General features: G+C 65.9%; 12 protein-coding genes. All 12 read left to right on the forward strand.

All coding sequences use genetic code 11. From position 1 onward, the window contains the following. The first annotated feature begins 3 nt into the window (after positions 1-3). Positions 4-396, forward strand: coding sequence for a protein TolR (gene tolR / locus EPD66_RS12205; protein WP_370511879.1), 393 nt, complete (start codon positions 4-6; stop codon positions 394-396). A 6-nt stretch (positions 397-402) separates the two neighbouring features. Next, entirely contained in the window at positions 403-1,392 is a 990-nt protein-coding gene (locus EPD66_RS12210) for a cell envelope integrity protein TolA (RefSeq protein ID WP_142848786.1), read from the forward strand. Further along, positions 1,389-2,732, forward strand: coding sequence for a Tol-Pal system beta propeller repeat protein TolB (tolB, locus tag EPD66_RS12215; protein WP_142848787.1), 1,344 nt, complete (start codon positions 1,389-1,391; stop codon positions 2,730-2,732). The genes EPD66_RS12210 and tolB overlap by 4 nt, the downstream gene beginning before the upstream one ends. A 164-nt stretch (positions 2,733-2,896) precedes the next feature. Continuing rightward, positions 2,897-3,391, forward strand: coding sequence for a peptidoglycan-associated lipoprotein Pal (gene pal, locus EPD66_RS12220; RefSeq protein ID WP_142848788.1), 495 nt, complete (start codon positions 2,897-2,899; stop codon positions 3,389-3,391). 175 nt (positions 3,392-3,566) lie between these two features. Further along, positions 3,567-4,577, forward strand: coding sequence for a tol-pal system protein YbgF (gene ybgF / locus EPD66_RS12225; protein WP_142848789.1), 1,011 nt, complete (start codon positions 3,567-3,569; stop codon positions 4,575-4,577). A 54-nt stretch (positions 4,578-4,631) separates the two neighbouring features. After that, complete coding sequence (gene tilS, locus EPD66_RS12230) at positions 4,632-5,924, forward strand: tRNA lysidine(34) synthetase TilS (protein ID WP_142848790.1); 1,293 nt, start codon at positions 4,632-4,634, stop codon at positions 5,922-5,924. A 96-nt stretch (positions 5,925-6,020) separates the two neighbouring features. After that, complete coding sequence (gene ftsH, locus EPD66_RS12235; protein ID WP_142848791.1) at positions 6,021-7,955, forward strand: ATP-dependent zinc metalloprotease FtsH; 1,935 nt, start codon at positions 6,021-6,023, stop codon at positions 7,953-7,955. 83 nt (positions 7,956-8,038) lie between these two features. After that, positions 8,039-9,133 carry a dihydropteroate synthase gene (gene folP / locus EPD66_RS12240; protein WP_255448462.1) on the forward strand — a complete coding sequence of 365 codons (1,095 nt, stop codon included), beginning with the start codon at positions 8,039-8,041 and terminating at the stop codon, positions 9,131-9,133. A gap of 117 nt (positions 9,134-9,250) precedes the next feature. Beyond that, positions 9,251-10,606 (forward strand): phosphoglucosamine mutase, encoded by a 1,356-nt coding sequence (gene glmM / locus EPD66_RS12245; protein WP_142848793.1) that lies wholly within the window; start codon positions 9,251-9,253, stop codon positions 10,604-10,606. 2 nt (positions 10,607-10,608) lie between these two features. Continuing rightward, a complete protein-coding gene (gene thiD, locus EPD66_RS12250) occupies positions 10,609-11,415 on the forward strand; it encodes a bifunctional hydroxymethylpyrimidine kinase/phosphomethylpyrimidine kinase (protein WP_142848794.1) in 807 nt (268 codons plus the stop codon). 7 nt (positions 11,416-11,422) lie between these two features. Continuing rightward, entirely contained in the window at positions 11,423-11,830 is a 408-nt protein-coding gene (locus tag EPD66_RS12255; protein WP_142848795.1) for a GNAT family N-acetyltransferase, read from the forward strand. A 187-nt stretch (positions 11,831-12,017) separates the two neighbouring features. Continuing rightward, complete coding sequence (locus EPD66_RS12260) at positions 12,018-13,193, forward strand: phosphoserine transaminase (protein ID WP_142848796.1); 1,176 nt, start codon at positions 12,018-12,020, stop codon at positions 13,191-13,193. Positions 13,194-13,195 lie beyond the last annotated feature (2 nt).

Raw genomic sequence — 13,195 nt, forward strand, 5'->3', positions numbered from 1 at the left:
CCGATGAGCGAGATCAACGTTACGCCTTTCGTGGACGTGATGCTGGTGCTGCTTATCATTTTCATGGTCACCGCGCCGCTGCTGACGGCGGGGATCCAGATCGAATTGCCGAAGACCAGCGCGGCGCCGCTGCCTGGAAACGACGCGCCGCTGTCGGTCTCGGTGGACCAGCAGGGACGCCTGTTCATCCAGGAAACCGAAGTCGCCCTGGAAGAACTGGGACCCAAGCTGATCGCCATCACCAATGCCAAATCCGATACCCGCGTCTTCGTGCGCGGCGACCAGTCCGTCAATTACGGCCGGGTGATGGAGGTGATGGGCGAGCTATCGGCGTCCGGCTTCACCAATCTGGCCTTCGTCACCGAAAGCAAGCCTGCGGCGCAGGGGGGGCGTTAGACCGCCATGTCCTCGGAGAACGGCTCGTCCTCACTGCGCAAGCCGCTGATGATTTCGGCGGGCTTGCATCTGGCCGTGGCGGTGGCGGCGGTCGTCGGCCTGCCGCAGCTGCGCCAGACAGCGCCGCAGCTGGACAGACCCATCGTCGTCGAGGTGGTGAATGTCTCGAGCATCACCAACCCGCCGCCGCGTCAGGTCGAGCAGAAAAAGCCGGAACCGCCGAAGCCGGAACCCGTCCAGGCTCCGCCGAAGCCCGAGCCCCCCAAACCCGAGCCGCAGCCCAAGCCCGAGCCGCCGAAGCCGCAGCCCCAGCCTCAGCCTCAGCCTAGGCCGGAACCTCAGCCGCAACCGAAGCCCGAGCCCAAGCCGGAACCCAAACCGGAGCCGAAGCCGGAGCCCAAGCCTGAGCCGAAACCGGAACCGAAGCCGGAACCCAAACCCGAGCCGAAGCCGGAACCCAAGCCGCAACCGAAGCCCGAGCCCAAACCGGAACCCAAGCCGCAGCCGAAGCCTGAGGCGAAGAAGCCTGAGCCCAAGCCGCAGGACGATTTCGATTCGCTGCTGAAGACGGTCGAACAGTTCGAGCAGCCGAGGCCGCGTCAGGCCGAGACGCCTGCGCCCGCACCGCCCCAGCAGGCGGCGGGGGCCCATCCGCGCGGTTCGGACATGCATAACCCGAATCTGAGGCTTTCCATGAGCGAGGAAGACTTCATTCGGGCGCAGATCGAGCGGCATTGGAATGTGCCGGCCGGGGCGCGGGATGCGGAGAATCTGGTCATTCCGATCCGCGTGCGTCTCAATCCCGATGGCACCGTGATCAGTGCCACGGTCGAGGAGAGCATGCGCGCGGCGACCGATAGCTTCTATCGGGCCGCGGCGGAAAGTGCCCGGCGCGCGGTCCTGCTGGCCAGCCCGCTGCAATTGCCGCCGGGCAAGTATGAGCTGTTTCAGAACTTCGTTTTGGTCTTCAACCCCCAGGATATGATTGGAAGATGAGCGTGTCTCGCGTTCTCCAACACTTCTCCGCGCTGTTCTTCGCGGCGGTGACGCTGGTGGCCATGGCGCTGCCTGCGGCTGCCGAACTGCGCATCGACATCACGCGCGGCAACATGCAGCCGATGCCCATCGCCATCACCGATTTTACCGGCGGGTCGGGAAGGGAAGCCCAATACGGCGCCGATATTTCCCGGGTGATTTCGGCGAATCTGGAACGGTCCGGCCTGTTCCAGCCCATCGATCCGCGCGCCTTCATCCAATCGGCGGCTTCGCTCGAAGTGCAGCCCCGCTTCGCCGATTGGAAGCTGATCAATGCCCAGGCATTGGTCAACGGCCGTGTGGAAATGCTGTCCGACGGGCGGCTGCGGGTGGAATTCCGCCTGTGGGACGTGACCGCCGAGCAGCAGATGATTGGTCAGGCCTTCACCGCCACGGCCGAGGGCTGGCGGCGCATCGCCCACATCATCTCGGATGCCATCTACAAGCGCATCACGGGTGAGTCGGGCTATTTCGACACCCAGATCGTCTATGTCGCCGAAACCGGTCCCGCTGACAGGCGCGTCAAGCGCCTGGCGATCATGGACCAGGACGGTGAGAATCATAAGTTCCTGACGGACGGTTCGGATCTGGTGCTGACCCCGCGCTTCTCGCCGACGGCGCGCGAGATCACCTATCTGTCCTATTATCAGGGCAATCCGCGCGTCTACGTACTGCAGATCGATACCGCCCGCCGCGAGGTTCTGGGCGACTTCCCCGGCATGACCTTCGCCCCGCGCTTCTCGCCCGACGGCAACAAGGTGATCATGAGCCTGGCGAAGGACGGCAGGACCGACATCTACGAGATGGACCTGCGGACGCGGCGGTCGGTGCAGCTGACCAATCACCCGGCCATCGATACCTCGCCGTCCTATTCTCCCGACGGCACCCAGATCACCTTCAACTCCGACCGGGGCGGGGCGCAGCAGATCTATGTGATGAATGCCGACGGCTCGAACGTCCGGCGCATCAGCTTCGGTGACGGCCGTTATGCGACGCCGGTGTGGTCGCCGCGCGGCGACCTGATCGCCTTCACCAAGATGAAGGGCGGCGAGTTCTTCGTCGGCGTCATGCGTCCCGACGGCTCGGGCGAGCGCCTGCTGACCCAGGGCTACCTGGTCGAAGGTCCTACCTGGGCTCCCAATGGTCGTGTCCTGTCCTTCTTCCGTCAGACCAGGGCCGATGCCCAGGGGCGTGGCGGTTCGACCAGGCTTTATACCATCGACCTGACCGGTTTTAACGAACGTCAGCTGGTTACGCCGGTGGAAGGCTCCGATCCGGCATGGAGCCCCTTGATTCCATGATGTTTCGGCACTATAGTCCGTCGCCGTGAGAAATACGCCGACGACTACGGATCCGAAGACGTCGTGTACTGAGCCGCCGGTTCTCAAGACTTGGGCCGGCGGCAACTCATAGATACAGCAATTCCCATTTTCATATCCTCATCTGCGAGGGGGAGTTCACTTACATGAAGGTCCGTTTTCTGAGCGTTGTCGCCGCCGCCGCCCTGCTGGCTGCCTGCGAAACCGCCCCGACCACCACCGCCACCACCACCGACGCGGGCCGTGTCGAGACCGCTCAGCCGCAGGTCGCTCCGGGCCCGCAGCCGGGTTCGCAGGCTGACCTGGTTGCCACTGCTGGCGACCGCGTCTTCTTCGGCTTCGATCGCTACGATCTGTCGCCGGAGGCCCGCGCCATCCTCGACCGTCAGGCTGCCTGGCTGCGTCAATACCCCAACGTCAACATCGTGATCGAAGGTCACGCTGACGAACGCGGTACCCGCGAATACAACCTCGCCCTGGGCGAGCGTCGCGCCAACTCCGTCCGTGACTATCTCGTGGCTGCCGGCATCCCCGCCAACCGCATCCGCGTGATCTCCTATGGCAAGGAACGTCCGGTCGCTCTCGGCTCGAACGAAGCGGCTTGGTCGCAGAACCGCCGTGGCGTGACCGTCGTCCAGTAATTCCGGACGCCGCACACCGGCTTGAAAAAGGCGCCTGCCTGTTCCGTCGCAATATCGGCGGAGTGGGCGGCGCCTTATTTCTGCCTGGATATCAATCCATCCTGAAGGCTATATTTGTTTCCGACGACGGCCTGTTTGGCAGAGAAACCATGGGCAGCAGACCAGCGAGGATGACGTGAAGAGCAAGGCGTTCTGTGACGGCTTTAACCGAGGCGGCAGTCTCCGTCGGCGGCTGCAGGGCGTGGCGCTCGGCATTCTGGTCGGCGGCACGTCGCTGTTCGGCCTGACCTTGCCGCATGCCGCCCAGTCCCAGCAGATCGAGGCCCAGGCCCTCTACAACCGCCTGGACCGCATGGAACGCGATCTCCAGACCCTGCAAAGGCAGGTCTATCGCGGCCAACCCGCGCCCGCCGCTTCGGCCGGTGCGCCCGCTCCCCTGGCGGCGGAGATGCCCGAGGGTGTGGCGACCAGGCTGCATGTGCGGATCGAACAGCTGGAACAGCAGATCCGGGTGCTGACCGGCCAGGTCGAGGAAGTTTCCTTCAACATGGCCCAGGTTTCCAGCCGCCTGGACAAGGCGCTGGCCGATATCGACCTGCGCCTGACCGAGATCGAGCAGGGACGGACCCTGGCCCAGGGGCCGGACGCCGAGGGACAGGAAGGCACGACGCCGCCTGCCGCGGCCAATGCCGATGCCCCCGCCGTCGCCCCGGCCGCGCCGCCGGGCCAGCTGGCTCTGCCCAGCAACAATGCCGCCGCCGGATCCCAGGCTGCCGCCGCGCCTGCGGGCCTGACCAGCGGCACGCCCCAGGAAAAATACGACTACGCCTTCAGCCTGCTGCGCCAGGCCGATTATTCCGGCGCTGAGCAGGCCCTGCGCGGTTTCCTGGAAGCCCATCCCGATGATGCGCTGGCCGGGAATGCCCAATACTGGCTGGGCGAGACGCATTACGTGCGCGGCGAATACGAACAGGCCGCGGTGCTTTTCCTCCAGGGCTACCAGAAATACGGCAATGGCGGGAAGGCTCCGGACAGCCTGCTCAAGCTGGGCCTGTCGCTGAGCCATCTGGGTAAGTCCAAGGAAGCCTGTGCCGCCCTGGGGCGCCTGGACAGGGAATTCCCGCAAGCTTCCGACGCGATCAAGCGTCGCGCCGTCGTCGAGCGTCAGAAACTCGCCTGCAGCTAAGGTGTGAGTCCGAGCCGTCGGGGCCACGCCCTTTCCGATCGTTTTTTCGCCGTCATGGAAAGGCTGGGACCTTTCGAGTCCCGGCCGATCCTCGCCGTCGCCGTTTCCGGCGGCGCCGACAGCCTGGCACTGTGCCTGCTGGCCGATGACTGGGCCCGCCGCCGCGGCGGTTCCGTGCTGGCGCTGACCGTGGATCATCGCCTGCGCGCCGAATCCGGCGCCGAGGCCGCCCGTGTCGGCGAATGGCTGGCGGGCCGGGCCATTGCCCATCGCATTCTCCGCTGGGACGATCCCAAACCCCGGACGGGCCTGCAGGCCGCCGCCCGCGAGGCGCGTTACGCCCTGCTGGAAGAGGCCTGCGCCGAAAGCGGCATCCTGCATCTTCTGTTGGCCCATCACCGCGCCGACCAGGCCGAGACCGTGCTGCTGCGCCAGCAGCGGGGCAGCGGCATGGATGGCTTGGCGGGGATGTCGGCCATCGTCGAGCGTCCCTCCCTGCGTCTGCTGCGCCCGTTGCTCGCCTGTCGGCCTGAGGATCTGCGCGGATTCCTGAGGGAACAGGGGCAGGACTGGATCGAGGACCCCAGCAACGGCAATCCCGCCTTCGCGCGGGTACGACTGCGCATGCGCCTAGCGGAGGACGGGGGCGAAACGGAACGGTTGCTGTCCATGTCCCGCCGGGCGGGGCAGGAGAGGGCGGCGCTGGAAGAGGCCGTGGCGCAGGCGGCGGCCCGTTCGGTCCTGATCCATCCCGTCGGCTATGCCCTGTGGCGGGTGGAGGATCTGGGACGCCTGCCGGAAGAGGTGGGACTGCGGCTGCTGTCGCGGCTGGTGTGCTGCATGGGCGGACGCGCCTATCCGCCCCGGGCGGAGCGGTTGCGGGGCATCTATGACCAGTTGCGGTCGGGGCGGCGCGATCTAACTTTGGGAGGATGCCTGCTGGCGGCCCGACGCGACGGGCTGCTGGTTTGCCGCGAACCCGGGCGCCTGACGGCGCTTACGGAGTTGCGGCCGGACAAAGTCGTATTATGGGATGGCAGATATCGTATGTTTTTGTCGCCGGAGAAAAACGAGGCCGTTTCCCCGCCGGGCGCCGCCAAGGTGGCCGCCCTGGGGGCGCAAGGCTGGCGGGACATCCGCTCCCATCTCGCCGGAGAGGCGGGAATGGCGCTGCCCGAGCCGGTGCGGCTGGGGCTTCCGGCGATCTATGACGAGCATGGTATATCGGCCGTGCCGCAGCTGGGGTATAAGCGAGAGGGAGGTCGCACCACCGATGCGCGGGTTCCTTCCGTCTTATTCGCTCCACGCATCACGGTTACTGGCGCGGGGCATTGCCTTGTTTGGTGATTCCGCCGCATTATCTACAGAGGCACTGGCTTGCCGTCGATCCGCGAGACGCGGGCCTCGGACGAACGCTTCCGTATATTTGGGAAGGGCTGAAACTTGAACTTTAGCAAGAACCTGGCGCTCTGGGTCATCATCGCCCTGCTGCTGGTGGCGCTCTTCAATCTTTTCGAGCCGCAGCAGACGACCAGGGGCGCGACCTATCCGTTCTCGGATTTCATCTCCGAAGTCGAGCGCGGAAACGTGCGCGACGTCGTCATCCAGGGCGAGTCCATCACCGGCACCTTCGCCGATGGGCGGGCCTTCACCACTTACGCGCCCCAGGATCCGCAGCTGGTTCCGACCCTGCGCGAGCATGGCGTACGCATTTCGGCGCAGCCGCGCGCAGACGACAGCCCGACCTTCTGGGGAATTCTGATCTCCTGGTTCCCGATGCTTCTGCTCATCGGCGTGTGGATCTTCTTCATGCGTCAGATGCAGGGCGGCGGCGGCAAGGCCATGGGCTTCGGCAAGTCCCGTGCCCGCATGCTGACCGAGAAGACCGGCCGCGTGACCTTCGAGGACGTGGCGGGCATCGACGAGGCCAAACAGGAACTGGAAGAGATCGTGGACTTCCTGCGCGACCCGCAGAAGTTCCAGCGCCTGGGCGGCAAGATTCCGAAAGGCTGCTTGCTGGTCGGTCCGCCCGGTACCGGTAAGACGCTGCTGGCCCGCGCCATCGCCGGCGAGGCCAATGTGCCGTTCTTCACCATCTCGGGCTCGGACTTCGTCGAAATGTTCGTCGGCGTGGGTGCCTCGCGTGTCCGCGACATGTTCGAGCAGGGCAAGAAGAACGCGCCGTGCATCATCTTCATCGATGAAATCGACGCCGTCGGCCGCCATCGTGGTGCCGGCCTGGGCGGCGGCAATGACGAGCGCGAGCAGACCCTGAACCAGTTGCTGGTCGAGATGGACGGCTTCGAGGCCAATGAAGGCGTCATCCTGATCGCCGCCACCAACCGTCCCGACGTCCTGGACCCGGCGCTGCTGCGTCCAGGCCGCTTCGACCGTCAGGTGGTGGTGCCCAATCCGGATGTGCTGGGCCGCGAGAAGATCCTGAAGGTGCATATGCGCAAGGTGCCGCTGGCTCCCGACGTGGATGCCCGCATCATCGCGCGCGGCACGCCGGGCTTCTCGGGCGCCGATCTGTCCAACCTGGTGAACGAGGCCGCCCTGATCGCCGCCCGTGCCGGCAAGCGCGTCGTCACCATGTTCGACTTCGAATCCGCCAAGGACAAGGTCATGATGGGCGCGGAACGCCGCTCCATGGTCATGACCGAGAACGAGAAGAAGCTGACCGCCTATCACGAGGCCGGCCACGCCATCGTCGCCCTGCACGAGCCTGAGTCCGATCCCATCCACAAGGCCACCATCATCCCGCGCGGCCGTGCGCTGGGCATGGTGATGCGCCTGCCGGAAGGCGACCGCATCTCGGTCTCGCGCGCCAAGCTGAAGGCCGACCTGGCCGTCGCCATGGGTGGACGTATCGCCGAGGAACTGATCTTCGGTCCGGAAAAGATCACCACCGGTGCGTCCTCGGACATCAAGATGGCGACCGACATTTCCCGCCGCATGGTCACGGAATGGGGCATGAGCGAGAAGCTTGGTCCGCTGACCTATGGCGAGAACGACCAGGAAGTCTTCCTGGGGCATTCCGTGGCGACCCACAAGAACGTCTCGGAAGCCACCGCCAACCTGATCGATGCCGAGGTCAAGAGGGTGGTCCAGGAGGCTTACGACCGGGCCAAGTCCTGCCTGATCGAGCATCGTGACCAGTTGGAAACCCTGGCGAAGGGCCTGCTGGAATACGAAACCCTGAGCGGCGACGAAATCCGCGCGCTGCTCAATGGCGAGCCCATCCACCGCAATGCCGGGAGCGACGACCATCGCCCCCGCGACACCGGCCGCCGTGCCTCGGTGCCCACCACGTCGGGCAATCGCGGCAGCGAGCAGCCGGGCGGAGGCCTCGGTCCCGAACCGCAGCCGGGGGCCTGATGCCGGAAACGGTGTCAGCCTCCCCGCTGGCCCTGCGCATAAGCCCCGCTTTACCGCGGGGCTTTTCGCATGATGGCCGGCCCTTGTGGGAAGAGGCGCCGGAGGGGCGCCTGTATCTTCAACCTTGCGGCATCGTCTCGGGCGCGGCGGCTTCGGCGGCCGTGGCGACGGGGCAGGGTTGGTCTCTTGCCGGCGGCCCTCTGGCCTTCACCGCCTGCACCCTCTATCTGCGCGACGGCGCCAATGTGGTAGTGTCCCACGGCTCCTTCGCCGAGATCCTCGACTGGTCGGCCAATGAGGGCGAGCCGGTCGCTGGCTATGTCTCGCGCCTGCTGCACCGCATCGGCGCCGAGCGTCCGGCCTATGCCGGACTGGCGATGGACCGGCCGTGCATCATGGGCATCATCAACGCCACTCCCGACAGCTTCTCGGACGGCGGCGACCATTACGCCGCCGGGAATGCCGTTGCCAGTGCCCTGGCGATGCTGGAAGCCGGTGCCGAGATCATCGATGTCGGCGGCGAATCCACCCGTCCCGGCTCGGCCCCCGTCTCGCCCGAGGAGGAAATCCGCCGTGTCGTGCCGGTGATCCGCGAACTGGCGAACCGGGGGGCGGTGGTTTCCGTCGATACCCGCCATGCCGCCGTCATGGGGGCGGCCCTGGACGCCGGGGCGGCGATCCTCAACGACATCACTGCCCTTGAAGGCGATCCGGATTCCCTGCCGGTCGCCGCGCGGGCCCAGGTGCCGGTGATGCTGATGCACATGCAGGGCGAGCCCGGCACGATGCAGCAGAATCCGCGCTACGGCTTCGCGCCGTTGGATGTCTACGATTATCTGGCCGGGCGCGTCGCTGCCTGCCGCGCGGCGGGCATCCCTCCGGAACTGATCTGCATCGATCCCGGCATCGGCTTCGGCAAGACGGTGGATCACAACCTCGAGATCATGGCCCGGCTGAGCCTGTTCCATGGGTTGGGCTGCCCGATCCTGCTGGGCACCTCGCGCAAGAGCTTCATCGGCCGCTTGTCGAAGGGCGAGGCGCCGAAGGACCGCTTGGCCGGATCGCTGGCTACCGGACTGGCCGGGCTGGGGCAGGGGGTGCAGATGCTGCGCGTCCACGACGTGGCCGAAACCGCCCAGGCCGTGGCGGTCTGGCGCGCCATGGTGGCGGTCGCCTGAGAAACAGGACATTTTTTACATTTCGTTTACGCGCCGCATGGGCTAATTCCACCCCTTCCGTTGCCGTGCCGCACGGGAGCATGGCAAGATGGCGTGAGTGAGGAAGTGGGAGTGGAGATGACCCGCAAGTTGTTCGGAACCGATGGCGTGCGCGGCTTGGCGAATATCGAGCCGATGACCGCCGAGACTGCAATGAAGCTGGGCATGGCCGCCGGCCGCTATTTCACCCGCGGCGAACACCGTCACACCGTCGTCATCGGCAAGGATACGCGCCTGTCGGGCTACATGCTGGAGCCCGCCCTGACGGCGGGCTTCATTTCCGTGGGCATGGACGTGGTGCTGCTGGGGCCGCTGCCGACCCCGGCGGTGGCCATGCTGACCCGCTCCATGCGGGCCGATCTCGGCGTCATGATCTCGGCCTCGCACAATCCCTACGAGGACAACGGCATCAAGCTGTTCGGCCCCGACGGCTTCAAGCTGTCGGACGAGGCGGAACTGGCGATCGAGGAAAGCATGGCCAACGGCCTGTCCAGCTATCTCGTGCCCTCGGGCAAGCTGGGCAAGGCGCGGCGGCTGGATGACGCGGTAGGCCGCTATATCGAATTCGCCAAGCATTCCTTCCCGCGCGGCCAGCGCCTGGACGGGCTGAAGATCGTCGTCGATTGCGCCAACGGTGCGGCCTACAAGGTGGCACCCACGGTGCTGTGGGAACTCGGCGCCACGGTCATCCCCATCGGCGTCACGCCGGACGGCACCAATATCAACAAGGATTGCGGCTCGCTGCATACCGGGGCCATGCAGTCCCAGGTGGTGGCCCATGGCGCCCATCTCGGCATCGCGCTGGACGGCGATGCCGACCGTCTGGTGATGTGCGACGAGAAGGGCCAGATCATCGACGGCGACCAGTTGATGGCCCTGATTGGCCTGACCTGGGGGCGGTCGGGCCAGCTCAAGGGCGGCGGCATCGTCGCTACGGTCATGTCCAATCTGGGCCTGGAACTGTTCCTGAAGGAGCAGGGGCTGAAGCTGCTGCGTACGGCGGTGGGCGACCGTTATGTGGTCGAGGCGATGCGCCGCGACGGCTTCAATGTCGGCGGCGAGCAATCGGGCCATATCGTCCTGACCGATCATTGCACCACCGGTGACGGCCTGCTGGCGGCCCTGCAGGTGCTGTCGGGCATCGTCGAGTCGGGCAAGCCGGTCAGCGAGGTCACCCGCCTGTTCCAGCCCTTGCCGCAGATCCTGAAGAATGTGCGCGTGGACCGGGCCAAGAACGGCACCGTCCTCGACGCTTCGACGGTGAAGAAGGCCATCAGCGACGGCGAAATCCGTCTGGGCGAGACGGGCCGCGTGCTGATCCGCAAATCGGGTACGGAACCGGTGATCCGCGTCATGGCCGAGGGCCAAGACGAGACCCTGGTGAACAGCGTGGTGGCCGAGATCGCCGAGGCCATCCAGAAGGCGGCGGACTGAAGATGCAGGGACGTGTCCTGATCATTGCGGGATCGGATAGCGGCGGCGGCGCCGGTATCCAGGCCGACATCAAGGCGGTGATGGCCCTGGACGGCTATGCCGCCACCGCCATCACCGCCCTGACGGCCCAGAATACCCTGGGGGTCTTCGGCGTCCATCCCGTGCCGCTGGACTTTCTGGCCCAGCAGATGACGCTGGTGCTCGACGATATCGGCGCCGATTGCGTCAAGACCGGCATGCTCGCTTCCGCCGCCGTCATCGAGACGGTGATGGACGTGCTGGAGCGTTATCCGGGGCTGAAGCTGGTCTGCGACCCGGTGATGATCGCCAAGGGCGGCGCGCCCTTGCTCGATCCCGATGCCGTGGCGACCATGAAGAACCGCATGCTGCCGCGCGCCAGCTTGATCACGCCGAACCTGCCCGAAGCCGAGGCCTTGTCGGGCCGCCGCATCGCCACGCCCGAAGACATGCGCCAAGCCGGGCCGGACTTGCTGGCCCTGGGCCCCCAGGCGGTGCTGCTGAAGGGTGGCCATCTGGAAGGCGACACGGTCGTGGACATGCTGTTCACCGCCGAGGGTGTCCGAGAATATTCTCATCCGCGTATCCTCACCGCCAATACCCACGGCACCGGCTGCACCCTGGCTTCGGCCATCGCCGCCGGTATCGCCCAGGGAATGCCCCTGGCGGCGGCGGTGGAGCGGGGGCGGGATTACGTGCGCAAGGCCATCGAGACCGCGCCCAATTTGGGCAAGGGCCATGGGCCGTTGAACCATGCCCATACTGTGCGGCCTTTCGGATTGAAGGAATAGGCCGGTCATGACGATTTCCTATGCCGCCGAGCCGGGCCTCGATCCGGATGAATTCATCGACGTCCTGAACCGTTCCGGTTTGGGCAAGAGGCGGCCGGTGCGCGATCCCCATCGCATCGCCCGCATGATCGCGCAGGCCGACCTGGTGCTGACCGCACGCGACGAGACGGGGCTTCTGGTCGGGGTGGCCCGTTCGGTCACCGATTTCAGCTATTGCTGCTACCTCTCCGATCTGGCGGTGGACGAGGCCTTCCAGCGCCGGGGCATCGGGCGCGAGTTGATCCGCCGCACGCAGGAGGCGGCGGGTTCGGAGACCAGCCTGTTCCTGATCGCGGCTCCGGATGCCGCCGCCTATTACCCGCATATCGGCCTGGAAAAGGTCGAGCGGGCGTGGATGGTGCCGCGCCAGCGATGAGGGCTGGCGGGGAAGGGCGCCGCCGACCTTTCTGATGACGGCGCTGTTCATCTTGGTCGCTTCCTGCCATGGGGAGTTTAAAGGTCAACAGGCCGATTGACGGCGGCAGGGGGCGCGCCTACTCTCCTGGCGGGCCACGGCCTCCCAACGGGCCGCGTCCTTCTGCAAGGGAAGGAATTTCAAAGTCATGACCGTTCCGAATCGGCCGGATGTCCGGCCTGCCAATCCGAATTTCTCTTCCGGCCCCTGTGCCAAGCGCCCCGGTTGGAGCTTCGATGCACTCGCCGATGCCTGTCTGGGCCGGTCGCACCGCTCGAAGCTGGGCAAGGCCAAGCTGGAAGAAACCATCGCCCTGACCCGCGAGGTGCTGGGCGTGCCCGCCGATTACCGCATCGGCATCGTGCCGGCCTCCGATACCGGGGCCGTCGAGATGGCGCTGTGGTCGCTGCTGGGCGCGCGCGGCATCGACATGCTGGCCTGGGAAAGCTTCGGCGAAGGCTGGGTGACCGATGTCACCAAGCAGCTGAAGCTGACGGACCTGCGCGTCTTCCGCGCCGATTACGGTCAGCTTCCCGATCTGTCGCAGGTCGATTGCGACCGCGACGTGGTCTTCACCTGGAACGGCACGACTTCGGGCGTCCGCGTCCCCGATGGCGACTGGATCAAGGCCGACCGCAAGGGCCTGACGATCTGCGACGCCACCTCGGCGGTCTTCGCCATGGAACTGCCCTGGGACAAGCTCGACGTCGTCACCTATTCCTGGCAGAAGGTGTTGGGCGGCGAGGGCGCCCATGGCGTGCTGATCCTCAGCCCGCGCGCCGTCGAACGCCTGGAAAGCTATACGCCGCCGTGGCCCCTGCCCAAGATCTTCCGCATGACCAAGGGCGGCAAGCTGATCGAGGGCATCTTCAAGGGCGATACCATCAACACGCCTTCGATGATGGTCGTCGAGGATGCCATCGACGCCATGAAATGGGCCAAGTCGGTGGGCGGGCTGTCCGGCCTGATCCAGCGCTCCAATGCCAATCTCAAGGTGCTGGAGGACTGGGTTGCGGCCAGCGACTGGGCGGCCTTCCTGGCCGAGGACAAGGCCATCCGTTCCAACACCTCGATCTGCTTGGTGATCAAGGCCGGTTTCTTTGCCCGCCTGTCCGCCGAGGAGCAGACGGCGGCGGCCAAGAAGATCGCCTCGCTGCTGGAGAAGGAGAAGGTGGCCTACGATATCGGCTCCTACCGCGATGCCCCCTTGGGGCTGCGCATATGGGGCGGTGCTACCGTCGAGGCCTCCGACCTTCAAGCCCTTACCGCGTGGCTGGATTGGGCATTCGCCCAGGTGGCCGCAGATTACGCTGACAAGACCTGATT

The organism is Telmatospirillum sp. J64-1 (genome assembly GCF_006980715.1).
GTDB classification, from domain to species: Bacteria; Pseudomonadota; Alphaproteobacteria; order Rhodospirillales; family Magnetospirillaceae; genus Oleiliquidispirillum; species Oleiliquidispirillum nitrogeniifigens.